This is a genomic window from Rhodoferax sp. RT4P68 (assembly GCF_056521305.1).
In genome coordinates this window covers 1-22,006 of sequence record NZ_JBWMBB010000012.1, presented here as the reverse complement: position 1 = coordinate 22,006, position 22,006 = coordinate 1, and the positions used below count along the sequence as shown (strand labels likewise).

The following is a 22,006-nucleotide window of genomic DNA, read 5'->3' as shown; positions in this document are numbered from 1 at the left end:
CGGTCAGTCCAGCGCGATGTTGCCGGCTTTGATGATCGCGGCCCACTGCGCCTCCTCGCGCGCCAGGAAGGCGCTGATCTCCTGGGCTGTCTGCGGCTTGCGCACGAGGTTGCCCTGGGCTTCCATGGCCTGGCGCAGGGCCGGGTCGAGCAGCACCTGGTCGATTGCGCCCTTCAGGCGCGCCGCCGCTGCAGGGGGTGTGCCTTCGCGCACGATGACGCCGAACCACAGCGCGGCGTCGAACCCCGGCAGTGTCTCGGCCACGGTGGGCACGTCCGGCAGCAACGGCATGCGCTCGCGCGTGGTCACGGCCAGCGCCTTGAGTTTGCCAGCCTTGATCTGCGGCAGGCTGGTGGCGGGCGCGTCGAACATCAGCTGCACCTGGCCGCCGATCAGGTCGGTGACCGCCGGTACGCTGCCCTTGTAGGCAACGTGCGTCATCGCCACGCCGGCCTTCTGTGCGAACAGCTCACCTGCCAGGTGCAGCGACCCGCCGACGCCGACCGATGCGTAGTTGATCTTGTTCGGGTTCGCCAGGGTGTAGCGGCGGAACTCGTCCACGCTGTTCGGGGGCAGGGCGCTGGGCACGACCATGATCATGGGTGTGTCGACCACCACCGACAGCATGCGCAAGTCGCGCTGCGGCTGGTAGGAGAGCTTCTTGATCAGCAGGGGGTTGAGCACCATGGTCGATCCCGCGCCCATCAGCATGGTGGCCCCGTCTGCCGGCTCGCGCATCAGTGCGTCGACGGCGATGATGGTGTTGGCGCCGGGCTTGTTGTCGACCACTACCGGCTGGCCCAGTTGCCTGGCCATGCTGCCGGCCACGAGGCGGGCCAACTGGTCGGTCACGCCGCCGGGGGCGTAGGGCACGATCAGCCTCAGCGGCCGGTCGTTCGCGGCCTGTTGCGGCCCGCTGGCTTGGGCCAGCACGGCCGGGGCCGCGGCTGCGGCTGCCAGGGCCAGACACAGTGCACGGCGCGTGCTGCGCAGAGATTTCGGCATGGTGGTTTCCGATCGGTTGGTTTTGCGAAATTGATTTTCGCAATATTGACCGGCGTCGGCAAGCATGCTCAGGGTTTCACATAGGCAATGGCTTCGTCCACCGTCTCCCAGATGTAGGCGCCGGTGGGCTGGCGGCTTTCTTCCAGGATGTGTCCGACCAGCCCGGCCGAGCGGCTGATGACGGCCACGCCGCGCATGATCTTCTGCGGGATGGCGATCTCGCCCAGCAGCGCCGCCGATGCACCGGTGGCGTTGATCGTGATGTGCCGGCCATACACGGCATCGACCGCGTTCGACAGGGCGCGCAAGGCCGCGATGTGCCGACCCGGCACGCCCTCGCGCTCTGCCACGGCCAGCATCTTGGGCGTGCGCGGGTCGTCGGGCTTGTGGTGCGGGTGGCCGAATCCATGCAGCGGCGTTTTCTCGCGGTGGTGCCGCTCCGCGATGGCGCGGGCCCGGGCCTGCACGCCCTCGGGCGCAGCCAGCATGTCTTCGATGTTGGCAGCGCAGCCTTCCATCGTGCCGATGAAGGTGGTGCCCACGCCCAGCAGCCCGGCGGCCACGGCGGACTGCAGCGCATCCGGCGAGCTGTGGTAGATCAGCCGCGTGGCGATCACGCTGGGTGTGATGCCGTGCTCCATCAGCGTGACCAGCACGGCGTCGAGCACGCGGGTCTCCGCGCGCGTCGGCTTGCGGCCGTAGAAGTGCAGGAGCGTCATCTCGGTGAAGGTCAGCTCGCCGATCAACTCTTCGACGAGGTTGGCTTCGCGCACGTGGATGGACTGCGCGTCCGAACGCGCGATCGAAGTGGTGGGGGCGGGCTTGGTGCGCATGGAAGTTCCTGAAGGGATGTGGTTGGATCGGTCGCCTGCGTGGCTCAGGGCCAGCGTAGTCGGTCTGCGTGCAGGCGCTGTCGCCGTTGCTTCATGCCTGCGCACGCGCCGTGCCGCCAGTGGTGGTGTACTGCGGCACGTGGTTGCGCGCCGTCTCCGCCGCGACCCGCATGCCGGTCTGCGGCACAGGCGTCGGCCGCCGTCTACCCGCTGTGCCCTGCGCCAAGCTGTGTGCCAGCGGCGCCCGTGTCCGCCGTGAGGATGGCGAGGTCGCTCTCATCCTTCAGTGCGATGCCGGTGGCGCCACGCCGCAGCGCCTCGCGCATCAGCCAGGCCAGCTTGAACGCGGCCGCGCCATAGGGCAGGCCCTCGGGCCGCACGTTCGAGATGCAATTGCGCTCGGCGTCATGCCGGCCGCGCCGCGGTGTGTGGGTCAGGTAGATGCCCAGACTGTCGGGTGAACTCAGGCCGGGCCGCTCACCGATCAGCATCACGGCCAATGTGGCGCCAAAGGCCTCGGCCGCCTCGTCGGCCAGCGCCACGCGGGCTTGCGACGCGATGACCACCGGCGCAAAGCGCGTGGCCGGTGGCAGATGCGAACGCAGCGCCGCCAGCAGCGGCGCGGCGTGCCGCTCGACGGCCAGCGACGACAGTCCGTCGCCGATCACCACGCAGACTGCGGCGGGCGCACCGCCGGGCAGGGCGGCAGCCACGGCGCGCAGACGTGCGCCGTCCTCCTCGGCCAGTTGCCGGCCCAGGTCCGGCCTGCGCAGGTAGGTGGTGCGGTCGGCGGCCTGGCTGTGCACGCGCTGCACCGCCCAGCCGTCGGCGTGCAACTGCGCTTCGAGTGCTGCCACGTCCAGCGCCGCGTGGATCGCGTCGCGTGCCATCGCATGCGCCCAGCCGAAGCGCAGCGTCTCGTCGGTCGGCATGCCGGCGCCGGCGCGCCCGAGTGCCAGCCGGGCCGGAGTCGCCGCGCGCCATTCGGCCCAAGGGTTGGGGGTGACGGGGGCGGTCACGGCAGAGCCTTTGGCTCGGTTGCGGAGCGAGCGCCCTGGGGCGACTGGGCGGCGTCCGCTGGTCGACGTTCGTGCTGCGCACCGCAGTGCTGAGCCTCTTCGGGCGGCCGGGCGCGGCTCATGTCGCGAGCGCCTTCAACCCGCCCATGCCGGCCAGCAAGTGGTTGGCTGCAGGCGGCGCCAGCTGGCCGGCCGCATCGGTGATCTGCATGCGCTGCAGCCAGGCCTCGAACTCGGGCGCACGCTTGAGGCCCAGGGTCTGGCGCAAAAACAGCGCGTCATGGAACGAGGTGCTCTGGTAGTTCAGCATCACGTCGTCGGCGCCGGGCACGCCGATCAGAAAGGTGAGGCCGGCCGAGGCCAGCAGCACCAGCAGCGTGTCCATGTCGTCCTGGTCGGCTTCGGCATGGTTGGTGTAGCAGACATCGCAGCCGATGGGCAGGCCCATCAGCTTGCCGCAGAAATGGTCTTCCAGGCCGGCGCGGATGATCTGCTTGCCGTCGAACAAATACTCCGGCCCGATGAAGCCGACCACGGTGTTGATCAGCAGCGGCCGGTAGCGCCGCGCCAGCGCATAGGCGCGCGCCTCGCAGGTCTGCTGGTCCACGCCAAAGTTGGCATTGGCCGATAGGGCGCTGCCCTGGCCTGTCTCAAAATACATGACGTTCTGCCCCACCGTGCCGCGCTGTAGTGATTGCGCCGCCGCGTGGGCTTCGTCCAGCAACTCGGGTGTGACGCCGAACGACAGGTTGGCCTTCTCGGTGCCGGCAATCGACTGGAACACGAGGTCGACCGGAGCGCCCGTTTCGATGAGCTTCAGCGTGTTCGTGACATGCGTCAGCACGCAGCTCTGCGTGGGGATATCGAAGCGCTGGACCACCTCGTCCAGCATGTGCAGCAGCCGGCCCAGTACCGGCATGCTGTCGGATGCCGGGTTCAGCCCAATCACCGCGTCGCCCGCGCCATACAGCAGCCCGTCCAGCGTGGACGCGGCGACGCCGCGCAGGTCGTCGGTCGGGTGGTTGGGCTGCAACCGCACGGCCAGGTGGCCGCTCAATCCGATGGTGTTGCGAAAGCGCGTGACGACGCTGCACTTCCTGGCCACCGCAATCAAGTCCTGGTTGCGCATGAGCTTGGACACAGCGGCCACCATCTCGGGCGTGAGGCCGGCGGCCAGCGCGGTCAGCGCCTGGGTGCTGGCTGCATCCGACAACAGCCAGTTGCGAAAGTCGCCGACGGTCAGGTGCGACACGGGCGCGAACGCAGCGGCATCGTGCCCGTCGACGATCAGCCGTGTGATGTTGTCGGCCTCATAAGGCACCAGCGCCTCGTTCAGGAACTGCGTGAGCGGCGTGTCGGCCAGCACGTAGCGCGCGGCCATGCGCTGCTGCGCGGTGGCCGCGCCGATGCCGGCCAGATAGTCGCCCGAGCGCGCCGGGCTGGCCACGGCCATGACCTGGCGCAGGTCGTCGAATGCGAAGACCTGGCCGGCGATCGTGGTGCGGTAGCGCATGGGCTCACAGTATCAGGGCGTGCTCGACAGCATGGTGTCAGGCGCCGCCGCGTCACGCTGCGCCGAGGTCATCAGAAAGTACCCGTACGCCACCGCCATCAGCGCCAGGAACAGCAGCGTGAGCATGCTGTTGAACCACACCATGGCGCCCAGGCAGACCAGGCCCAGCCCCAGCGCGATGGCAGGGAACACCGGGTAGAACGGCGCCCGGTACGGCCGGTGCAGCTGCGGCTCGCTGCGGCGCAGCTTGAACAGCGCGGCCATCGAGATCAGGTACATCACGATGGCGCCCAGCACCGCCATGGTGACGATGTTGGCCGTCAGCGTCTGCCCGCCGAACTTGATCCACTCGTCGCTGAAGATCGCCAGCACGCCGATCACGCCGCCCGCCAGCAGGGCGCGGTGCGGCGTGTTGAAGCGCGGGCTCAGCGCGGCGAAATAGGCTGGCAGGTAGCCCGCGCGCGCCAGTGCGAAGATCTGCCGCGAATAGCCCATGATGATCCCGTGGAACGAGGCGATCAGGCCGAACAGACCGATCCACACCATCATGTGCAGCCAGCCGCTGTTCTCGCCCACCACCACCTTCATGGCCTGCGGCAGCGGGTCGTTGATGTTGGCGATCGTGCGCCAGTCGCCCACGCCGCCGGCCATGATCATCACGCCGAAGGCCAGCAGCACGAGCGTGACGATGCCGGTGGTGTAGGCGATGGGAATGGTCTTGTGCGGATCGCGCGCCTCCTCGGCCGCCATGGCCGCGCCTTCGATGGCCAGGAAGAACCAGATCGCGAACGGGATGGAGGCGAAGATGCCCGAGATGGCGCCTGCGTTCAGCACATCGCCGCCGGCCCAGCCGTTGGCGACGAAGTTGGCCAGCGACCACCCCGGGGCGACCACGCCCATGAACACCAGCAGCTCGAAGATGGCCAGGAGCGTGACCAGCAGCTCGAAGGTTGCCGCGATGCCGACGCCGACCCAGTTCAGCGCGATGAAGATCACGTAGGCTCCGAGCGCGATCAACTTGGGGTTGATGGCGGGGAACTGCACGTTCAGATACGCGCCGATGGCCAGCGCGATGGCCGGTGGCGCAAACACGAACTCCACCAGCGTCGCATAGCCCGCGATGAAGCCGCCCGTTGGCCCGAAGGCGCGCCGCGCATAGGCGAACGGGCCACCCGCGTGGGGGATGGCGGTCGACAGCTCGGTGAAGCTGAAGATGAAGGTGGTGTACATCGTGGCGACCAGCACGGTGGCCACCAGAAAGCCCAGCGTGCCGGCGGTGTTCCAGCCGTAGGACCAGCCGAAGTATTCGCCGGAGATCACCAGGCCGACGGCGATGCCCCACAGCTGAAACGGGCCGAGCACCTTCTTGAGGTGGCCTGGCGATGGAGGGGTGGCGGGGTTCATGGTGGGCCTTGGAAAGCGACGCGGAGCACGACGACAGACATTCGACCAAAGCGCGGGCGTTCTCTCTATCCGAAATCGGAAAAAGCAAGCGTCGAGTGACACCGGCCAAGCCGCTTTGGCACTTGTCTTGCTTGCAGGCGCCCGTGTATCCAGCCTGCCGTTGCCATGGACCTGACGTTTGACTACTCCGCCCGCGCCAGTTGCGACGTGGACGAGCACGCCACCCACCTCTCGGCCTGGCAGCAGGAGTACGACCAGCTCTCGTGTGGCCGTTTCGCGGGCAGCGTGCGAGAGCTGTGGCTGGACGCCCCCCGGCTACAGGTGTTCCACGAGCACACGGGCCAGCAGACCAGCCAGCGCTGCCGGCCCTGGAACGGTGCGGTGTGGTTTGGTATTCCCGACGGGCACAGCCGCGAGCCGCTGCACTTCTCGGGCCGGCTGCAGGCTGCGCACCGCGACCGCATGGTCCTGGCGGCGCGTGCCGAAGACGGCTTCGTGTTGCGCACGCCGCACAACTTCGGCATCTACGGCGTGGTGGTGGAAGAGGCCTGGCTGTGCGCCGAACTGGAGCGGCTGGGCCTGCGGCCTTTCCTGCCCCTGGCCGGCCGGCCAGGCGCGTCGGTGCGGGCGGCCTCGCTGTTGCCGCACCGGCATGTGGCGCTGTGCCAGACCATCGAGTCCATGTTGTCGCTGGGCGCCAGTGGCGAGGCCGGCCAGGGCTGGGGGCGCAGCATGCTGCGCCGCCTGACCGACCAGTTGCTGGGCCTGTTGGCCGGCACCGCGCAGGACGCCGATTTCGCCGCAGAACGGCTGGCCAGCCAGCGCCGCCTGGCGTCGGTGATGGCCGCGCGCACGCTGGTGGCGCATCCGCTGAACCACGCCATGTCGGTGGACGACCTGTGCGCGCAACTGCACCTGACGCCGCGCACCTTGCACAACCATTTCCACAGCGTCGTCGGCGAATCGCCCCTGGTGTTCCTGCGCGCCGTGCGGCTCAATGCCTGCCGGCGCAAGCTGCGTGCGTCCGCCTGCGATGCGACGGTGCAGGACGTCGCCGCGCAATGGGGCTTCTTCCACATGGGCCGGTTCTCGCGGGAGTACAAGGCCATGTTCGGCGAGTTGCCTTCGCAGACGCTGCGCCAGGCACGCGGCCCTGCGCTTGCATCGCAGGGCGCATGAGCAGCTGATCTTCCAGTCGTTCGCGCAAATGGTGGCGTGCCCTGCCGCCGGCATCTGTCCCGCGTTCGTCGTGCATCCAGCGCAACGCACGGTATAAAGCCCGGCCCAACCGCAACAACTGGAGACAAGCCTTGTCCAACAAGAACTGGAAATTTGAAACCCTGTCGGTCCACGCCGGCTATTCCCCCGACCCGACCACGCGCGCCGTGGTGCCGCCGATCTACCAGACGGTGGCCTACGCGTTCGACAGTGCGCAGCATGGCGCCGACCTGTTCGACCTCAAGGTGCCGGGCAACATCTACACCCGGATCATGAATCCGACGCAGGACGTGCTGGAGCAGCGCGTGGCCGCGCTGGAGGGCGGCATCGCTGCGCTGGCCGTGGCCTCGGGCCAGATGGCCGTGACCTATGCTATCCAGACGATCGCCGAGGCCGGCGACAACATCATCAGCAGCACGGCGCTGTATGGCGGCACCTACAACCTGTTCGCGCACACGCTGCCGCTGTCGGGCATCACCACGCGCTTTGCGGACCACCGCGACCCGTCCAGCTTCGAGAAGCTGTTCGACGAGCGCACCAAGGCCGTGTTCGTCGAATCGCTGGGCAACCCCGCTGGCAACGTGACCGACATCGCCACCATCGCCGAGATCGCCCACCGCCACGGCGTGCCGCTGATCGTGGACAACACCGTGCCATCGCCCTATCTGACCCGGCCAATCGAGCACGGTGCCGACATCGTCGTGCATTCGCTCACCAAGTACCTGGGGGGCCACGGCAACAGCCTGGGCGGCGCCATCGTCGATTCGGGCAAGTTCCCCTGGGCCGAGCACAAGCAGCGCTTCAAGCGCCTGAACGAGCCCGACGTGAGCTACCACGGCGTGGTCTACACCGAGGCGCTGGGGCCGGCGGCCTACATCGGCCGTGCGCGCGTGGTGCCGCTGCGCAACACCGGCGGCGCGATCTCGCCGTTCAACGCGTTCCTGATCCTGCAAGGCATCGAGACGCTGGCGCTGCGCATGGACCGCATCAACGACAACACGCTGGCGATCGCACGCCACCTCAAGGGCAACGCCAAGGTCGGCTGGGTCAACTACGCGGGCCTGGAGGACCATCCGGACCACGCGCTGGCCCAAAAGTACATGGGCGGCAAAGCCTCGGGCATCCTGACCTTCGGCGTGCAGGGCGGGCGCGAGGGCGGCGCGCGCTTCCTGGACGCGCTGCAGCTGTTCACGCGGCTCGTGAACATCGGCGACGTGCGCTCGCTGGCCACGCACCCGGCGTCCACCACGCACCGTCAGCTCTCCCCGGAGGAGCTGGCCAAGACCGGCGTGAGCGTCGAGACGGTGCGTCTGTCCGTCGGCATCGAGCACATCGACGACCTGAAGGCCGACCTGGACCAGGCGTTGGCCGCCGTCTGAATCGTGACGGGGCGGTTGTTGCAGGCCCAGGGCGCATGGCACCGGGCGCGACCGACACGACCGGCCCGACACCACCACAAGGAACAGAACATGGCCCAGTTTGACGTCGGCGCGGTCGTGCGCGCCTTGCACGGCGTGCGCAAGGAATGGCGCGAAGCGCAGAAGCGCTCGCGCGAACCCGGCGGGCGCGAATTCCCCTCGCGCGATGCGCTGGCGGCGGTTGCCGAGGGCCTGAAGGGCGCGCTGTTTCCGATGCGCCTGGGCCCGCCGGAGCTGCGCGTCGAGAGCGAGGATTACTACGTCGCCCACACGCTCGATGCGGCGCTGCATGCACTGCTGGCCCAGGCCCGGCTGGAGCTGCAATACAGCCACCGCCATGCGCCACTGCCCGATGCGGAGATCACCCTGCGCGCCACACAGGCCGTGCAGGCGTTTGCCACCAGCCTGCCAGCGACGCGCCGCATGCTCGACAGTGACGTGCTGGCCGCCTACCACGGCGACCCGGCCGCCGGCAGCGTGGACGAGGTGCTGCTGTGCTACCCCGGCGTGCTGTCCATGATCCACCACCGCCTGGCGCACACCTTGTACGGGCTGGGCCTGCCGCTGCTGGCGCGCATCGTGGCAGAGCTGGCCCATGGCCAGACCGGCATCGATCTGCACCCCGGCGCGCAGATCGGCGCCGGCTTCTTCATGGACCACGGCACGGGCGTGGTCATCGGCGAGACGGCCGTCATCGGCCAGCGCGTGCGCATCTACCAGGCCGTGACGCTGGGCGCCAAGCGCTTCCCGACGGACGCCGAAGGCCATCTGCAAAAGGGCCTGGCACGCCATCCCATCGTGGAGGACGACGTGGTGATCTACGCCGGCGCGACCATTCTGGGCCGCGTGACCATTGGCAAGGGTGCAGTCATCGGCGGTAACGTCTGGATCACCGACAGCGTGCCGCCCGGGGCCAACGTGTCGCAGGCCAGCCTGCAGAACACGCCGCTGCCGGCACCGGTGCGCTGAGCCATACCCCGACGGCAGCGAACGAGCGCCGCCGTCTGCCCTCCGCGCGACGGGGCGGTCGAAGGATCGCCACCGGCGTCAGATGCTGGCCGACCACGTCGCGCGGGGCCCCATCCACGCGTTTTGTGCGCGGTAGATGCGCCAATGCCTTGCCCCATTCGCGTCCTCTATGATGCGGATCGCTCAATTGCAGGCTGCGTTCCGCGAAGGAATCGGCCGCGGGCGCAGTCCGCATGACCAGACAAAGCCCTTCGGTGTCCTTCAACCCGCCCGCCTTGCCCGGCAGCCAGACCAGTGCGCGCCGCTCTCTGTGGTCAGGCCCGATCCTGGCGGCCGGCCTGACCAGCCTGGCATTGGCCATGGTGCCGCTGCTGTACTGGCACTCGCGCGAGCAAGGCGTGGAACACACGCTGCACGCGATGGTGGCCCACGAGAGCGATGCGGTCGTCACCAATGTGCAGGCCCAGTTGCGTGCGTTCGAGCTGGTGCTGAGCGGCGTCAAGGGCTTCTTCGAGGGGTCGGACGAGGTGAGCGCTCAGGAATTCAAGGCCTTCGTGGCTTCGCTCGCACTGGATCGCACGGCACCGGGGCTGCAGGGAGTGGGCTTTGTCGCCCGCCTCGGCAGCGGCGCGAGCGCCACGCATGCGGCCGCGAATGCATTTGCGCAGTCCGGCCTGGTGCTGCGGCCGCCAGGTGAGCGCCCGAGCTACGCGCCCATCCTGTTCATGGAGCCGCCGACGCGCAACAACCAGTTGGCGCTTGGGCTGGACGTGCTGACCGTGCCGGCTGCCCGCGAGGCGTTGGGTCGGGCCAGCGCCAGCGGGGCGCTGGCGCTGACGTCCAAACTCCAGCTGGCGCAGGACGAGGGCGGCGCACGCGAGCCTGGCTTCGTGATGTACCTGCCGATCTTGTTGCCCCAGACCGGGACGGCCGGTTCGCCAGGGCCAGGCCATGTGCTGGCCGGCTGGGCCGACGCTCCGTTCCGGCTGCGTGTGCTGCTGGCACCGGCTGCAGCCGAGCTCATGCCGGGGCTGCGCCTGCACGTGTTCGACGGCGACGAGCCTTCCGAAGCGAATCATTTGTTCGGCCTGCTCGATGGCCGGGCCGTTGCATTCACGGGTGCGGCGCCGACGGCCTACGCGGCGCGCCGCGTGGCGGCCTTCGGCGGCCGCAACTGGACTTACCTGGTGGAGCCGACCAGCGGCTTCATCGCGCAGCACCGCGCGCGGGACCACCTGTGGCTGGTGGCCGCCGGCCTGCTGTTCAGCCTGTCGGCGGGCGCCATCGTGTTCCTGCTGCTGAACGCGCGCAACCGGGCGCAGCAACTGGCGATGAAGATGAGCCAGGAGGCGCGTGCGCTGTCGGCCGATATCGCCAGCACGCTCAGCGCAGTGCCGGATCTGTTGGTCGAGATGGACGCCGACGGCCGCTACCTGGCACTGCGCGCGCACAGCCTGGACGGCCTGGTCGCACGGCCCGAGCAAGTGATCGGCCGCACTGTGGGCGAGGTGCTGCCGCCGGCAGCGGCACAGACCGTGTTGCAGGCGCTGGCGCAAGCGCGTGCGCAAGGCCGTTCTGCCGGGCAGCGCATCGAATTGAACGTCGACGGCGAGACGCGCTGGTTCGAGCTGTCTGTGGCGTGCAAGGACGACCAGCCCGACCCCGCACAGGCCCGCTACATCGTGCTGTCGCGTGACATCAGCTCGCGCGTGCGCGCACTGATGGCCTTGCAGGAAAGCGAGCGGGTGCTGCTGGAAGCGCAGCGGGTCGCCTCGCTCGGTCATTTCTGGGTCGATCGGCGCACCCGGGGCTGCCGCCTGTCGCTGGCCTGCGCGCGCCTGCTCGGCCTGCCGCAAACCCAGGCGCAGCACTTCGATGGCTTCCTCGCGTGTGTCGATGCGCGCCAACGTGCCCGCGTCGAAGCCCTGTGCCTGGACGACGTGGTGCCGGACGCAGTGGAGTACGAGTTCCGCATCGAGCGGGCCGATGACGCGCAGCCGCGCTGGATGCTGCTGAGCGCGCCGGCTGCCTCGGCGCAGGACGGCGAGCGCTTCTTCACCCTGCAGGACATCACGTCACGGCGCGCTTCGCAGGACCAGCTCCAGCTGCTGCAAAGCGCGGTGGAAAGCCTCAACGACGCGGTGCTGATCACCGAGGCCGAGCCGCTTTCGGAACCCGGGCCGCGCATCGTGTTCGTCAACGAGGCCTTCGTGCGGCGCACCGGCTACAGCCGCGGCGAGGTGCTGGGAAGATCGCCGCGCTTCATGGTGGGCCTCAAGATGGAGCGCGCCGAGATGGCGCGCATCGCGGCCGCGATGCAGCGCCGCGAACCGGTGCGCGCCCAACTGGAGCACGCCACGCGTGCTGGTGAGCCGTATTGGCTGGAACTGGTGATCCAGCCGATCTTCGATGAGCGCGGGTGGCACACGCACTGGGTGGCGGTGGCGCGCGACATCGGCGAGCGGCGCGAGGCCGAGGCCCAGGTGCACCAGCTCGCCTATTTCGACCAGCTCACCGGGCTGCCGAACCGCAGCCTGTTCGTGAAGGACGCGACGCAGTTGCTGACGTGTGCCAATGCCCAGGGCACGGTCGGCGCGGCCATTCTGATGGACCTGGACAAGTTCAAGGCCATCAACGACAACTGGGGCCACCGCAGCGGCGACGCCATGCTCAAGGAAGTGGCCCAGCGCCTGCGCAGCTGCGTGCCGTCGGAGCACCTGGTGGCGCGCCTGCATGCCGACGAATTCATCGTGCTGATGCGCGGCCTGGGGCGTGACGCGGACGAGGCGTCGCAAATGGCGCAAAGCCTGTGCCGCGCCGTGCTGCGCGCGATTGCCGTGCCGGCGCAGATCGGCGGGCGCGAGCACTACACATCGGCCAGCATGGGCATTGCGGTGTTCGGGCGCGAGACGCTGACGCTGGACGAACTGTTGGCGCGCGCCGATTCGGCGATGGACCTGGCCAAGCAGGACGGGCGCAACACCTTCAAGTTCTTCGACGAGGGCCTGCGCAGCCGGCTGGCCGAACGTGCCACGCTGGAGGCATCGTTGCGCCAGGCCGTGCAGCGCAACGAGCTGATGCTGCTCTACCAGCCGCAATTCAACGTCGGCGACGAGCTGGTCGGTGTCGAGGCGCTGTGTCGCTGGACGCACCCCGAACGCGGCCCGGTGTCGCCTGCGGTCTTCATCCCTCTGGCGGAAGAGAACGGCAGCATTTACGCACTGGGTGAATGGGTGCTGCGCACGGCCTGCCGCCAGCTTGCCAGCTGGCGGCCCGGTACGGCAATGGGCGCGGCGATGATGGCGGTCAACGTCAGTGCGCGCCAGTTCCACCACCCGGACTTCGTGGGCCAGGTGCTGGGCGCGCTGCAGGACGCGGGCGCCGACCCGAGACGGCTCAAGCTGGAACTGACGGAGAGTGTGGTCGCGCAGGACCTGAACGCCATCGTGACCAAGATGGGGGCGCTCAAGGCTGTGGGCGTGCGCTTCTCGCTGGACGATTTCGGCACCGGTTACTCATCGCTGAGCTACCTGAAGCGGCTGCCGCTGGACCAGCTGAAGATCGACCAGTCGTTCGTGCGCGATCTGCTGGTCGACCCGAACGATGCCGCCATCGTGCGCACCGTGATTGCGCTCGGTGCCAGCCTGGGCCTGAGCGTAGTGGCCGAGGGCGTGGAGACGGCCGAGCAGCGCGACGTGCTGCACGCGGCCGGCTGCCACATCTTTCAGGGCTACCTGTTCGCGCGGCCGCTGACCGGCGATGCGCTGCTCGCGCTGGCGGAGCGTGGCTTCTCGCGCATGCTCTGACGCATGCGCTGAGCCCGGCAGGCAGATTCCTCAGCGCGCGCCGAACGCCGCGCTCTGGAACAGGTCCTTCAACGCGCGCGGCTGTGAACGCCAGTACTGCCGGGGTGCCACCACCTGGGCACCCAGCTTGGCCGCGGCATGCCAGGGCCAGCGCGGCTCATACAGCATGGCGCGGGCCAGCGCCACGGCGTCGGCGGCACCATCGGCGACGATGGCCTCGGCTTGCTCGGGCTCCGTGATCAGGCCGACGGCGATGGTCGGCAGGCCGACCTCGGCCTTGATGCGCTGCGCAAACGGCACCTGGTAGAGCGGCGCCAACGGGATCACCTGCTGCGGCGATACCCCGCCGCTGGAGACATGGATCGCCGCGCAGCCGCGCGCCTTGAGCGCATGCGACAGCGCCACCGTGTCGGAGATGTCCCAGCCGCCAGGCAGCCAGTCGGTGGCCGAGACGCGCACCCACACCGGCATGTCGGCGGGCATGGCCGCGCGCACCGCGTCGAACACTTCGAGCGGAAAGCGCATGCGGTTCTCTGCCGATCCACCATAGGCGTCGCTGCGGTGGTTGGAGATGGGCGAGAGGAACTGGTGCAGCAGGTAGCCGTGGGCGGCATGGATCTCGATGCCGTCCAGCCCCAGCCGTGCCGCACGGCGGGCCGTGGTGACGAAGGCCTCGCGGATGCGACGCAGGCCATCGCCGTCCAGCGCCTGGGGCGATTCCTCGCCCGGTGCATGCGGCACGGCCGACGGCGCCACGGCGCGCCAGCCTCCCGCTTCGCCGGCCCGCACCTGCCCGCCACCGTCCCAGGGCGCGCGGCTCGACGCCTTGCGCCCGGCATGCCCGAGCTGTATCGCCAGCTTGATCGGCGATTGCGCGCGCAGCGTCTGCAGCACGCGGGCGAGGGAGGCTTCGTTGGCATCGCTGTACAGGCCCAGGTCGCCCGCGGTGATGCGGCCTTCGGCCTCGACGGCGGTGGCCTCGAGGATCAGCATGCCGGCGCCCGACAGCGCGAGGTGGCCTAAGTGGACCAGGTGCCAGTCGCCCGGCGATCCCTCGCTTGCCGAGTATTGGCACATGGGGGCGACGACGACGCGGTTGGAGATCTGCAGTGGGCCGATCTGCAAGGGTTGGAAAAGGTGGCTCATGCGGGTGCGTTGGGTGGTGAGTTGGAGTTGTGTGTAGGGGGTGGGGCGCTGAACCATACCCGCAAGCGCGGCGGCAAGCGCAGCGTCGGGGTGCCTGGAGCGGCCGGTCACCGAACCAGGGTGTTGCGGGAGGCGTCGTTAGAATTGCGGCCTCCCCAACACCCAGCCAGCAGGAAGTTTCAGCATGTATCAGGAAGACAACGACGACACCACCCGCGCGGGTCTCTGGATCACGTTTGCCGTGGTCACGCTGCTCATCATCAGCGTCATCAGCAGTGTGGTGGTGCGCCAGCTGCGCGGTGTCTCGGCGTCTGCCGCAGCACCGGCTGCTACGACCATGGCGACGACCACCACCGTGGCCGAAGAGATCGTGCTGATCGAAGGCCCCGTGTCCGGTGATCTGGCCGGCACTGTGTACTTCGAGACCGGCCAGTCCGCGCTGCCGGCCGGCGCTGCTGCCGAGATCCAGAAGGCCGTTCAGGCTCTGCAGGCCGCACCGGGCCGCAAGCTGGTGCTGTCCGGCTTCCATGATGCGACCGGCGACGCTGCTGTGAATGCCGAGTTGGCCAAGCAGCGTGCGTTGTCTGCCCGCGCTGCCGTGCAGGCCGCCGGCATCGATGCCTCGCGCATCGCACTGCGCAAACCGGAAGTGATGACCGGCACCGACCAGGAAGCCCGCCGCGTGGAGCTGCGCATCGTCGACTGAAGCGCCGCCAGGCGTCGCCCATCCAAGCGTCAAGGCCGGGCAATCCCGGCCTTTTGCATGGGCGCTGCAGCGCTGGCGCCGATGCTGCGCACGCCGATACAATCCGCCGGCCGCGACAGGCGGCAATCAAGGGCCCGCAAGGCCCGTTTTCTTTTTCTGTCCGTAGCTCAGTTGGATAGAGCAACAGCCTTCTAAGCTGTGGGTCGGGGGTTCGATCCCCTCCGGACAGGCCATAAACAGTGGGTTTATCGCTCTAAAAGTAATAGCGATTTGCTTCGGGGTTACGCGGGGGTTACGCCGGTGACGTTTTGGACGAGTGCAGCTCACACACAACAAGAGCTGCCTGACCGCTCCACATGTTATCGACCGGCGGACGTTTTTTCACGCCGCCGCTGGTTGATGGCTGACCGACCGGCCGGCGTGATGCGCAGGATCAAAGCAACGTCTGCGCCATCGTCCGGATGGTGCGTGAACACGACTTCTGCAAGCTCGTGTTCATCGAGCACGCGCAGACTGTCTCGTTCGCACGTGCCTCGCACGATGAGCGGAAACCTAGCGTGCTCGAACGCTAGAAGAACGTCTAGGGGCGCGGGAGCTGGCAGAGTTGTAAGCAATTGTTCACAGTTTACTCTAGCATCCACGACGGTCAGGCACGTAGCCGCCGGACCGACTCTCAGGGGCCGCGTACGGCATCACGGCGACATCGGTCGATCTCCGCCCGTCCCATGGGCGTAATGCGCAGGATGATTGCGACCTCCACGGCCCCACCGTGCGGATGTTGCGCAAACGTCACTTCAACCAAGTCGGCCGCTTGCAACACGCGCAGACAGTCAATCTCGTACTCACCCTCCACCATGAGCGGGAAATCGGCATGCTCGATCCTGAGCAAGTAGTCTTTCGGCATGCCCGCATTTTCCGGCCGGGCTAGCTGCCCGCGCTACATCAAATGACATAGGCACGAGCAGCGTTCAAAGCAATGGAGCGCGGGACCGCTAGGACTTATTGCCGCCCGATTGCTGATCCGACTTGCCGCCTTGGCCTGTTCCTGACGGCTTCTGACCCTGCTGGCCAGGCTGCTGTTTGCCGGTGTCCTGCTGCTGTTGGTCCTTGGATTTTTGGCCTTGGCCCTGCTGCCCGGATTGGCCTGGCTGTGACTGGTTCGGCTGTGCCGACTTGTCCTGGTTTGTCCCGCCGGTGGACTGGTTGGGTTGGTTCGCCATCTCTGTCTCCTTTGAGTTGCCGAGCAAGTTGCTCGACCCGGAAACTACGCCCGCTGGAAAACCGGCGGGTGATCGCGGGGCGCGCTGACACGTAGGACGACATCTAAGACGGTTCGGCCGCCGCACGCACTGCGTGGCTACCGGGAACGCGCCTGACGCGCCCTGCGGCCTTGCTGATGCGTTCGCGGCCCATTCATTGCCCTACCTCTTGCGGTGCCCCGTCACCGGCATCCGTCGCACAGGCAATGACGCTCAGCAGGACGGGGACCAGCGATGACCGTCCATTGCGTTTGTACCAGCCTACGTTTGCGAACTGGTGCGTGCCATCGCGCGCCCGCACAATCATCACCATGCCGTCTATGTCGTACTTGCCTGAAAGCAGGTCCTGAAGCTTCGTCCTGACATCCGCCTTGTCGAGGTCTCGAAAGCGGTCGGGGAAGGCAATCAGTTGGGGCTTGATTGCCGCTCGCTTGTTGGTGGTGGTCTTCCTGCGCAGCGCCCGTGCTGCACTTTGCGGATGCGTGGGCGCCCCGCCGGGGGCGAAAATGCTGATAGCCATGATGTGCGTCCTTGCAACGTTGCACGTTTTGGTTAGACGGTCGGGGTGGGCTCAATCACCTCGGCCGTCGCCTTTATGGCCTGCGTTTGCCGCAGCAGGCCAGTGCGGTCATTCTTTCGGCGCCGGTTCCTTGGCTTTGTCGATGGCCTTGTTCAACCACTCCGACCCCAGCCGGCGCAGCTTGTCCCATCTTGACGGCGTCAACCTGACTGAACGGTTCACCGCCTTCTGCTCTTCAGGAAGAGAAGGTCTGCCACGCCTGCGCCGCTCTTCATCTGTCATGTGCATCCTTGATTCAAGCGATTAAGTGTAATCCTGAAATTAGAGGATTGACAAGATTTTTGTAATCTTTTTATTTAGAGCGGCCGATGCATCCACCGACCCAACCTGCTGCAGCGCTTGAGCGCCTTCAGCGCAGCATCGAACAGGCAGCCGAGCAACTTGCAGAAGCAGCGGAAGAGCTAAGGGCCTACCGCAGTGCGATGACGCGCGGCGGGCGCCGGATGGGCGCAGGCTCAGCGCCTACCGCCCGCTTCGTCACCATCGAGGTTGCTGCAGTCCTGACTGGGTTTAGCCGTCGAGCCATCCAGACGAAGATCTACAGGGGCCAGTGGCTCGAAGGGAAGGTGTGGATCAGACGAGACCGGCGCATCCTCATCGACATGCAAGGCTACGAGGCATGGGCGACTGAACCCACGGCCTAAAGCGTCACGCTATTTGAAAGCGTCCGCCATGCTTGTCTGTTTCTCACGCCTGCGGGTCATCGCTCCAATCGCCCAGCGGATGATCAGCCTGGGTTGGTCTGCGCAGCTTGCGCAGGGCAGCGTCGCCTGTGTCTGGGCCTGTCGCGCACAGCCACGTCTGCCGGTCCATTGGCGTCTCCGGGCCTGGTTCAAACCCCTGCAGCAGCACACAGCCCTCGCTGATCCTCCTGACCGACGCATTACGCAGCTCAGCAAGCATCCTGCCGCCGTCCCCAAGAAGCCGCGCGTGAGTGGCTGGGTCGGTCCACGTCCCGTAGACCAGCCGGCCGATCAAGACGGGCCGTACGCGGATCGCGCCGTAGCTGAGTGGACGACCAGACTCACGCAGGCGAAAGAGGGCAACTTCCATAGCTGTACAAGCATACAGCCTTGTCTTGCTGTTGCCGGTGTCGTCGCTACCGCCTGGTCGCGGGCCGGTAGAAAGCGTTACCAGTGCCGACGGCCTTCGCCATCCGCACCGTTGTGGATGCCGCACACGTAACCAGTTGCTACGATGCGTGATGACCAAAACAGCAATGCTCGCCTTGGTGCTTTTGCTCGCTGGCTGCGCCAGCACCCAGTACAAGTCTTACGAGAGCGTCACTACTCAGGTCTTTGCCGGGCGTGGTGGAACGAAGCAGGTAGTGGACGGGATGGAGGTTTGGGACAACGGCGCGCCCCCTCGCCAGTACACGGTGATTGGCTACGTGGACGACAAGCGCGTTGACGCCCCGTTCCAGATGCTAATTCAGCGTGGCGACATCGTGAAGCTGGCAAGAGAGGCCGGTGGCGATGCAGTGATCCAGGTTAGCAATCGATCAGAAGTCACCGGTATGGTTGGCTTCTCTACGGCGAGTGCTTGGGGCGGATGGCGACGGGCTGGCGCGTTTGGGACCAGCTTTGCAGCGCCGACCAGGGAAAACACCTCCAGGTTTGCCGTGATCAAGTACGTTGATCCTGGATCACCGCTCGCGTTGCCGAGCCAGCCACAGCCCGTCCAGCTCGCTCCGGTCGGTGCATTGACGGCTCCGGTCCCGCTGCCTTTGCCGGTAATTGCGCCAGCCAGCCTGCCCGGGTCAGGTGGCGGCTTGGTGGAGCTACCCAACAACAGCGTGACCGTCGCTCCGACAGCAGATCGCGGCGGCCCTGACCGCTACTCGGCCGAGCAGTTCGCGCGATCTAGCGGATGCCAGACCACGCCTGCCGTTACGTTCGTCAACCGTGTGCCAGGCATCGAGACGTACGCAGCGGCTTGCACGAACGGGGCGTCGATGGTGATTCAATGCGAGTTCGGTAACTGCAGGGCGATGAGGTAGCGCATCAATTGGTCCTCGCATTCGCCGCCAACGCTGCTCTGTATGCCTGCGCCGCGATCTGACTTTGCGTGCGTCGGTCGATGGAACCCTGCACGTTGAACGAGATGTTTTGAGTGACGCTGCTACCTGTCGAGCCGCCGCTACTCATTCGGTCAAGTGCAGCCACCCCGACGCGGCTTGTCGTTGCCGAGTCCACGACATACTCCCCCTTGTGAACGACGCCCGCCGGCTCGTACTTAGCTCCGGGTCCGGTGTAGCCACCACCGGCGAAGCCAGGACCAGCGAACAGCGCTCGCCAGTCGAACATTGACATCAGACCCCCATCGCCCGGTGCGCTCGATGCTCCCGGTCCCGGCGAGCCCGCAAAGGATGGCATGGTCGCGATGCTGCTTAGCGCTGCGACTGCTGCGATAGCAGCTGCGCCGCCACTGCGCAACCGTTCAAGAGAACCTACACCGCGCCTACTGGTTGCCGCCACGTCAACCATCGATTGGCCGCCAAGAGCCGGGCTGGGCGCACCGGGACCGCCTGAGCCGGCTACGTCTGACACCGCAGACCTGACCGGCATCATGTTGCTCAGCGCGGCAACCGCTGCCGTGACCGCTGCACCGCCGCTGGCGAGGCGGTCAAGACTACCGACGCCGATCTTGCTTGTGGTCGCAGCGTCCAAGACGTACTCGCCGCGATGCACGATGCCAGCCGCCTCATTCTTACCACCATGCCCGGTGTAGCCACCGACCGTGAAGCGAGCCCCGGGGAACAGCGCATCCCAATCAAAGCCAGATGCAGGACGGCTAGGGATGGTCTGCTTAATGCGACTTCGAGTGTGCTGATGGTGCCAAGTCGATCCGGTTTGCAGATTCGACCCGCTGCGCAGCGGCTTTTCGGCCTGTGCGGGCCGGCTTTGCGGCCTCTTGGCCGTTTGCAGGCGCACTCATGCCTGCGCGCCCATCAAAGTTCTGCGCACCATCCACAGGTTCGACAGCGCAAACAGCGTGTGCAACTGCGCGGTGTTCTTCGCCAGCCCGCGGTAGCGCACCTTGACGTGGCCGAACTGGCGCTTGATCACCCGAAACGGATGCTCGACCTTGGCGCGGATGCTGGCCTTGATGCGTTCGATCTGGTCGGTCAGCTCGTCCACCAGGTTGGTTTTGTCCAGCAGCTTGCGCTTGCCCGGGCGCATGGCGATGTTCCAGCGCACGCTTTGCTTGGCATCAGGCCGCTTGCCGGCGCCCTGGTAGCCGGCATCGCCCCAGGCTTCGGTTTCTTCGCCGTGCAGCAGCGTGTTGGCCTCCACCACGTCATTGACGCTGCCGGCCGTTCCCCGCACCGCGTGCACCAAGCCCGAGTGGGCATCCACGCCGATGTGGGCCTTCATGCCGAAGTACCACTGGTTCCCCTTCTTGCTCTGCTTCATCTGCGGGTCGCGTTCGCCCGAGGCGTTCTTGGTCGAACTGGGCGCGGCGATCAGCGTGGCGTCCACCACGGTGCCGGCGCGCAGCAGCAGGCCTTTGGCACCCAGCAGTTCGTTGACCAGCGCCAGGATCTGCGGCGCCAGCTTGTGTTCTTCCAACAGCCGACGGAACCGAAGGATCGTCGTCTCGTCGGGCAAGCGTTCCTGCCAAGTCAGCCCAGCGAACTCACGAAACAGTGGCACGTCGTGCAACGCCTCTTCCATTGCCGGGTCGCTCAGCGTGAACCACTGCTGCATGAAATGGATGCGCAGCATCGTCTGCACGGCAAACGGCGGACGACCGCGTCTGCCTTCAGGCGCGTACGGCGTGATGAGATCGATGAGCGCAGCCCACGGCACCACACGCTCCATCTCTGCCAGGAACTCGCGCTTGCGCGTGCGCTTGGTCGTCAGGTTCAGGCCCAGGTCGGCTTGTTTCATGGCTCAGATTTTCTCAGCGCCCAGGCTCGCCAAGCATGTTGGCAGCGGATTTATGCAGACCTTCCCTAGCGCTCGATTCAGTCGGCCGAATCAATCCGAACACGGATGGCGCCGCTGCTGTGCTTCCCAGCACAGAGGCCGCTGCAACTCCACTTCTCAGCCGATCAAGCGCACCAACACCTAGTCGCTTTGTCGTGTCTGCATCTAGCACGTACTCGCCACGGTGAACAACACCGGCCGATTCGTACTTGCCGCCTGGGCCGGTGTAGCCGCCAGTCGCCCACCCGGACATCAGCGATGACCAGTCAAAGTTCACCAAGCCCCCGGCAGCGGATGATCCGGCCCCGGCAATACTTGATGCAGTGGATGACGCAGCCACGCTAGCGAGAGCAGAAGCAGCTGTCGTTGCAGCAAGGCTTAGCGATGTCATTGCCGCAGTCATCGGCGTGGTGACCGTGGACAGTGCCGTCATGACAGCAGTCACCGAAGTGGTGGCCGCAGCCAGTGCCGTCATTGCAGTGGTTGCGGCAGCTGTCGATGCGGCGCTGGTGGCTGCGCCTGAGGCATCCGCAACCCCTGACAGCCAGTCGCCGCCGCCCATACTTGAAGTCGGAGTCGCCGTTACGCCCGAATAGAGTGAATCGAAATCGAAGCCTGAAAACAGTGCGTTACCACCAGCACTACCAGCACCAGCAAGGCCAGCCACACCGGACGATGCCGTCACAGAACTGAGCGCTGTGGCCGCTGCCGTGGCGGCTGCCGTCAAGGTCGCCATGACCGGAGCAAGAGGCGCGGTGGCTGCAGACAATGCCGACATCGCCGCCGTCGCGCTCGCAGTCCCGGCCGTCGATCCGATGCCAGCAGCGCCCTTACCACCGCCAAGCAAGTTGGTCATGAAGCCACCAAGTGCCCCGCCGACGCCCTCGCCAGACTTCATGCCGCCCTGCAACGCTTCGGCCAGCGGGCCTGTGATGTTCTGGCGGATCAGGATGCGCTGCAGGTCGCTGTTGATCGAATCGACCAGCCCCTTGAAGTCCGTCTTTCCGCCCGTCACAAGGTTGGTCAGTTGGTCTTCCAGGCCGCTGAAGGCACCGCCAAAAAGTCCCTCCACCTGGCCTGCTGCGCATTTCAGCGATCGTGGACGCCTGTTTCAGGCTGATCGTGGACGGCGTTTCAGCGCCATCGTGGACGCGCGGGGGTTGCGCGCAAGCGAGGTGTTCAATGTATCTCAGTCGTC

The 22,006-nt window shown here is 66.8% G+C and carries 22 protein-coding genes and 1 tRNA gene; 8 read left to right on the top strand and 15 right to left on the bottom strand.

Features of this window, described 5'->3' with window-relative positions:
- Positions 1 to 3: 3 nt before the first annotated feature.
- The 5 genes from AC099J_RS22955 to eat form a co-directional block, all read right to left on the bottom strand.
- Complete coding sequence (locus AC099J_RS22955; protein WP_479617619.1) at positions 4 to 1,005, bottom strand: Bug family tripartite tricarboxylate transporter substrate binding protein; 1,002 nt, start codon at positions 1,003 to 1,005, stop codon at positions 4 to 6.
- A 68-nt stretch (positions 1,006 to 1,073) separates the two neighbouring features.
- On the bottom strand, positions 1,074 to 1,838 hold the full coding sequence (locus AC099J_RS22950) for a citryl-CoA lyase (protein ID WP_479617618.1): 765 nt from the start codon (positions 1,836 to 1,838) through the stop codon (positions 1,074 to 1,076).
- 203 nt (positions 1,839 to 2,041) lie between these two features.
- Entirely contained in the window at positions 2,042 to 2,857 is an 816-nt protein-coding gene (gene eutC, locus AC099J_RS22945; protein WP_479617617.1) for an ethanolamine ammonia-lyase subunit EutC, read from the bottom strand.
- A gap of 118 nt (positions 2,858 to 2,975) precedes the next feature.
- Positions 2,976 to 4,370 (bottom strand): ethanolamine ammonia-lyase subunit EutB, encoded by a 1,395-nt coding sequence (locus AC099J_RS22940; protein WP_479617616.1) that lies wholly within the window; start codon positions 4,368 to 4,370, stop codon positions 2,976 to 2,978.
- A gap of 12 nt (positions 4,371 to 4,382) precedes the next feature.
- Positions 4,383 to 5,774 carry an ethanolamine permease gene (gene eat, locus AC099J_RS22935; protein WP_479617615.1) on the bottom strand — a complete coding sequence of 464 codons (1,392 nt, stop codon included), beginning with the start codon at positions 5,772 to 5,774 and terminating at the stop codon, positions 4,383 to 4,385.
- Positions 5,775 to 5,939: 165 nt separating this feature from the next.
- Between eat and AC099J_RS22930 the strand changes: the two genes are divergently transcribed.
- The 4 genes from AC099J_RS22930 (at position 5,940) to AC099J_RS22915 (ending at position 13,185) form a co-directional block, all read left to right on the top strand.
- Positions 5,940 to 6,953 carry a helix-turn-helix domain-containing protein gene (locus AC099J_RS22930; RefSeq protein WP_479617614.1) on the top strand — a complete coding sequence of 338 codons (1,014 nt, stop codon included), beginning with the start codon at positions 5,940 to 5,942 and terminating at the stop codon, positions 6,951 to 6,953.
- Between the two features lie 131 nt (positions 6,954 to 7,084).
- On the top strand, positions 7,085 to 8,371 hold the full coding sequence (locus tag AC099J_RS22925) for an O-acetylhomoserine aminocarboxypropyltransferase/cysteine synthase family protein (protein WP_479617613.1): 1,287 nt from the start codon (positions 7,085 to 7,087) through the stop codon (positions 8,369 to 8,371).
- A gap of 90 nt (positions 8,372 to 8,461) precedes the next feature.
- Positions 8,462 to 9,379: a serine O-acetyltransferase EpsC gene (gene epsC / locus AC099J_RS22920; RefSeq protein ID WP_479617612.1), complete on the top strand. Its 918-nt coding sequence runs from the start codon at positions 8,462 to 8,464 to the stop codon at positions 9,377 to 9,379.
- 233 nt (positions 9,380 to 9,612) lie between these two features.
- Positions 9,613 to 13,185 carry a bifunctional diguanylate cyclase/phosphodiesterase gene (locus AC099J_RS22915; protein WP_479617611.1) on the top strand — a complete coding sequence of 1,191 codons (3,573 nt, stop codon included), beginning with the start codon at positions 9,613 to 9,615 and terminating at the stop codon, positions 13,183 to 13,185.
- A gap of 30 nt (positions 13,186 to 13,215) precedes the next feature.
- Here AC099J_RS22915 and AC099J_RS22910 read toward each other — a convergent pair whose 3' ends face one another.
- Entirely contained in the window at positions 13,216 to 14,331 is a 1,116-nt protein-coding gene (locus AC099J_RS22910) for an NADH:flavin oxidoreductase/NADH oxidase (RefSeq protein ID WP_479617610.1), read from the bottom strand.
- 184 nt (positions 14,332 to 14,515) lie between these two features.
- Here AC099J_RS22910 and AC099J_RS22905 point away from each other — a divergent pair, with 184 nt between their 5' ends.
- Together AC099J_RS22905 and AC099J_RS22900 are read left to right on the top strand one after the other, a co-directional pair.
- Complete coding sequence (locus AC099J_RS22905; protein WP_479617609.1) at positions 14,516 to 15,037, top strand: OmpA family protein; 522 nt, start codon at positions 14,516 to 14,518, stop codon at positions 15,035 to 15,037.
- A 156-nt stretch (positions 15,038 to 15,193) separates the two neighbouring features.
- Positions 15,194 to 15,270, top strand: a tRNA-Arg gene (locus tag AC099J_RS22900).
- Positions 15,271 to 15,396: 126 nt separating this feature from the next.
- Here the strand turns inward: AC099J_RS22900 and AC099J_RS22895 are convergent.
- The 5 genes from AC099J_RS22895 to AC099J_RS22875 form a co-directional block, all read right to left on the bottom strand.
- Positions 15,397 to 15,543, bottom strand: a complete 147-nt coding sequence (locus AC099J_RS22895) for a hypothetical protein (RefSeq protein WP_479617608.1) — start codon at positions 15,541 to 15,543, stop codon at positions 15,397 to 15,399.
- A 167-nt stretch (positions 15,544 to 15,710) separates the two neighbouring features.
- Complete coding sequence (locus AC099J_RS22890) at positions 15,711 to 15,941, bottom strand: hypothetical protein (RefSeq protein WP_479617607.1); 231 nt, start codon at positions 15,939 to 15,941, stop codon at positions 15,711 to 15,713.
- Positions 15,942 to 16,029: 88 nt separating this feature from the next.
- Positions 16,030 to 16,257, bottom strand: coding sequence for a hypothetical protein (locus tag AC099J_RS22885; protein WP_479617606.1), 228 nt, complete (start codon positions 16,255 to 16,257; stop codon positions 16,030 to 16,032).
- Positions 16,258 to 16,450: 193 nt separating this feature from the next.
- Positions 16,451 to 16,816 (bottom strand): hypothetical protein, encoded by a 366-nt coding sequence (locus AC099J_RS22880; RefSeq protein WP_479617605.1) that lies wholly within the window; start codon positions 16,814 to 16,816, stop codon positions 16,451 to 16,453.
- Between the two features lie 108 nt (positions 16,817 to 16,924).
- A complete protein-coding gene (locus tag AC099J_RS22875; RefSeq protein ID WP_479617604.1) occupies positions 16,925 to 17,098 on the bottom strand; it encodes a hypothetical protein in 174 nt (57 codons plus the stop codon).
- 86 nt (positions 17,099 to 17,184) lie between these two features.
- Between AC099J_RS22875 and AC099J_RS22870 the strand changes: the two genes are divergently transcribed.
- The gene (locus tag AC099J_RS22870) at positions 17,185 to 17,520 is read left to right on the top strand and encodes a hypothetical protein (protein WP_479617603.1); all 336 of its coding nucleotides are present in this window, start codon (positions 17,185 to 17,187) and stop codon (positions 17,518 to 17,520) included.
- Between the two features lie 43 nt (positions 17,521 to 17,563).
- Here AC099J_RS22870 and AC099J_RS22865 read toward each other — a convergent pair whose 3' ends face one another.
- Entirely contained in the window at positions 17,564 to 17,929 is a 366-nt protein-coding gene (locus AC099J_RS22865; RefSeq protein WP_479617602.1) for a hypothetical protein, read from the bottom strand.
- A 151-nt stretch (positions 17,930 to 18,080) separates the two neighbouring features.
- On the opposite strand from AC099J_RS22865, the gene AC099J_RS22860 reads away from it, so the two are divergent.
- Positions 18,081 to 18,875 carry a hypothetical protein gene (locus AC099J_RS22860; RefSeq protein ID WP_479617601.1) on the top strand — a complete coding sequence of 265 codons (795 nt, stop codon included), beginning with the start codon at positions 18,081 to 18,083 and terminating at the stop codon, positions 18,873 to 18,875.
- A gap of 4 nt (positions 18,876 to 18,879) precedes the next feature.
- Here the strand turns inward: AC099J_RS22860 and AC099J_RS22855 are convergent, their stop codons facing one another.
- The 3 genes from AC099J_RS22855 to AC099J_RS22845 are packed head-to-tail and all read right to left on the bottom strand — an operon-like array spanning position 18,880 to position 21,880.
- Complete coding sequence (locus tag AC099J_RS22855) at positions 18,880 to 19,809, bottom strand: hypothetical protein (RefSeq protein WP_479617600.1); 930 nt, start codon at positions 19,807 to 19,809, stop codon at positions 18,880 to 18,882.
- A complete protein-coding gene (locus tag AC099J_RS22850; RefSeq protein WP_479617599.1) occupies positions 19,810 to 20,769 on the bottom strand; it encodes an IS5 family transposase in 960 nt (319 codons plus the stop codon).
- A gap of 13 nt (positions 20,770 to 20,782) precedes the next feature.
- The gene (locus AC099J_RS22845; RefSeq protein WP_479617598.1) at positions 20,783 to 21,880 is read right to left on the bottom strand and encodes a phage tail tape measure C-terminal domain-containing protein; all 1,098 of its coding nucleotides are present in this window, start codon (positions 21,878 to 21,880) and stop codon (positions 20,783 to 20,785) included.
- Positions 21,881 to 22,006 lie beyond the last annotated feature (126 nt).

Bases quoted from the DNA above. Each gene is read 5' to 3' on its own strand.
- AC099J_RS22930 (WP_479617614.1), top strand. From the start codon at position 5,940: ATGGACCTGACGTTTGACTACTCCGCCCGCGCCAGTTGCGACGTGGAC.
- AC099J_RS22880 (WP_479617605.1), bottom strand. From the start codon at position 16,816: ATGGCTATCAGCATTTTCGCCCCCGGCGGGGCGCCCACGCATCCGCAA.
- AC099J_RS22865 (WP_479617602.1), bottom strand. From the start codon at position 17,929: ATGGAAGTTGCCCTCTTTCGCCTGCGTGAGTCTGGTCGTCCACTCAGC.
- AC099J_RS22860 (WP_479617601.1), top strand. From the start codon at position 18,081: ATGACCAAAACAGCAATGCTCGCCTTGGTGCTTTTGCTCGCTGGCTGC.
- AC099J_RS22950 (WP_479617618.1), bottom strand. From the start codon at position 1,838: ATGCGCACCAAGCCCGCCCCCACCACTTCGATCGCGCGTTCGGACGCG.
- AC099J_RS22870 (WP_479617603.1), top strand. From the start codon at position 17,185: ATGCATCCACCGACCCAACCTGCTGCAGCGCTTGAGCGCCTTCAGCGC.
- AC099J_RS22905 (WP_479617609.1), top strand. From the start codon at position 14,516: ATGTATCAGGAAGACAACGACGACACCACCCGCGCGGGTCTCTGGATC.
- AC099J_RS22910 (WP_479617610.1), bottom strand. From the start codon at position 14,331: ATGAGCCACCTTTTCCAACCCTTGCAGATCGGCCCACTGCAGATCTCC.
- AC099J_RS22955 (WP_479617619.1), bottom strand. From the start codon at position 1,005: ATGCCGAAATCTCTGCGCAGCACGCGCCGTGCACTGTGTCTGGCCCTG.
- AC099J_RS22875 (WP_479617604.1), bottom strand. From the start codon at position 17,098: ATGACAGATGAAGAGCGGCGCAGGCGTGGCAGACCTTCTCTTCCTGAA.
- AC099J_RS22940 (WP_479617616.1), bottom strand. From the start codon at position 4,370: ATGCGCTACCGCACCACGATCGCCGGCCAGGTCTTCGCATTCGACGAC.
- AC099J_RS22850 (WP_479617599.1), bottom strand. From the start codon at position 20,769: ATGAAACAAGCCGACCTGGGCCTGAACCTGACGACCAAGCGCACGCGC.
- eat (WP_479617615.1), bottom strand. From the start codon at position 5,774: ATGAACCCCGCCACCCCTCCATCGCCAGGCCACCTCAAGAAGGTGCTC.
- AC099J_RS22890 (WP_479617607.1), bottom strand. From the start codon at position 15,941: ATGCCGAAAGACTACTTGCTCAGGATCGAGCATGCCGATTTCCCGCTC.
- AC099J_RS22885 (WP_479617606.1), bottom strand. From the start codon at position 16,257: ATGGCGAACCAACCCAACCAGTCCACCGGCGGGACAAACCAGGACAAG.
- epsC (WP_479617612.1), top strand. From the start codon at position 8,462: ATGGCCCAGTTTGACGTCGGCGCGGTCGTGCGCGCCTTGCACGGCGTG.
- AC099J_RS22915 (WP_479617611.1), top strand. From the start codon at position 9,613: ATGACCAGACAAAGCCCTTCGGTGTCCTTCAACCCGCCCGCCTTGCCC.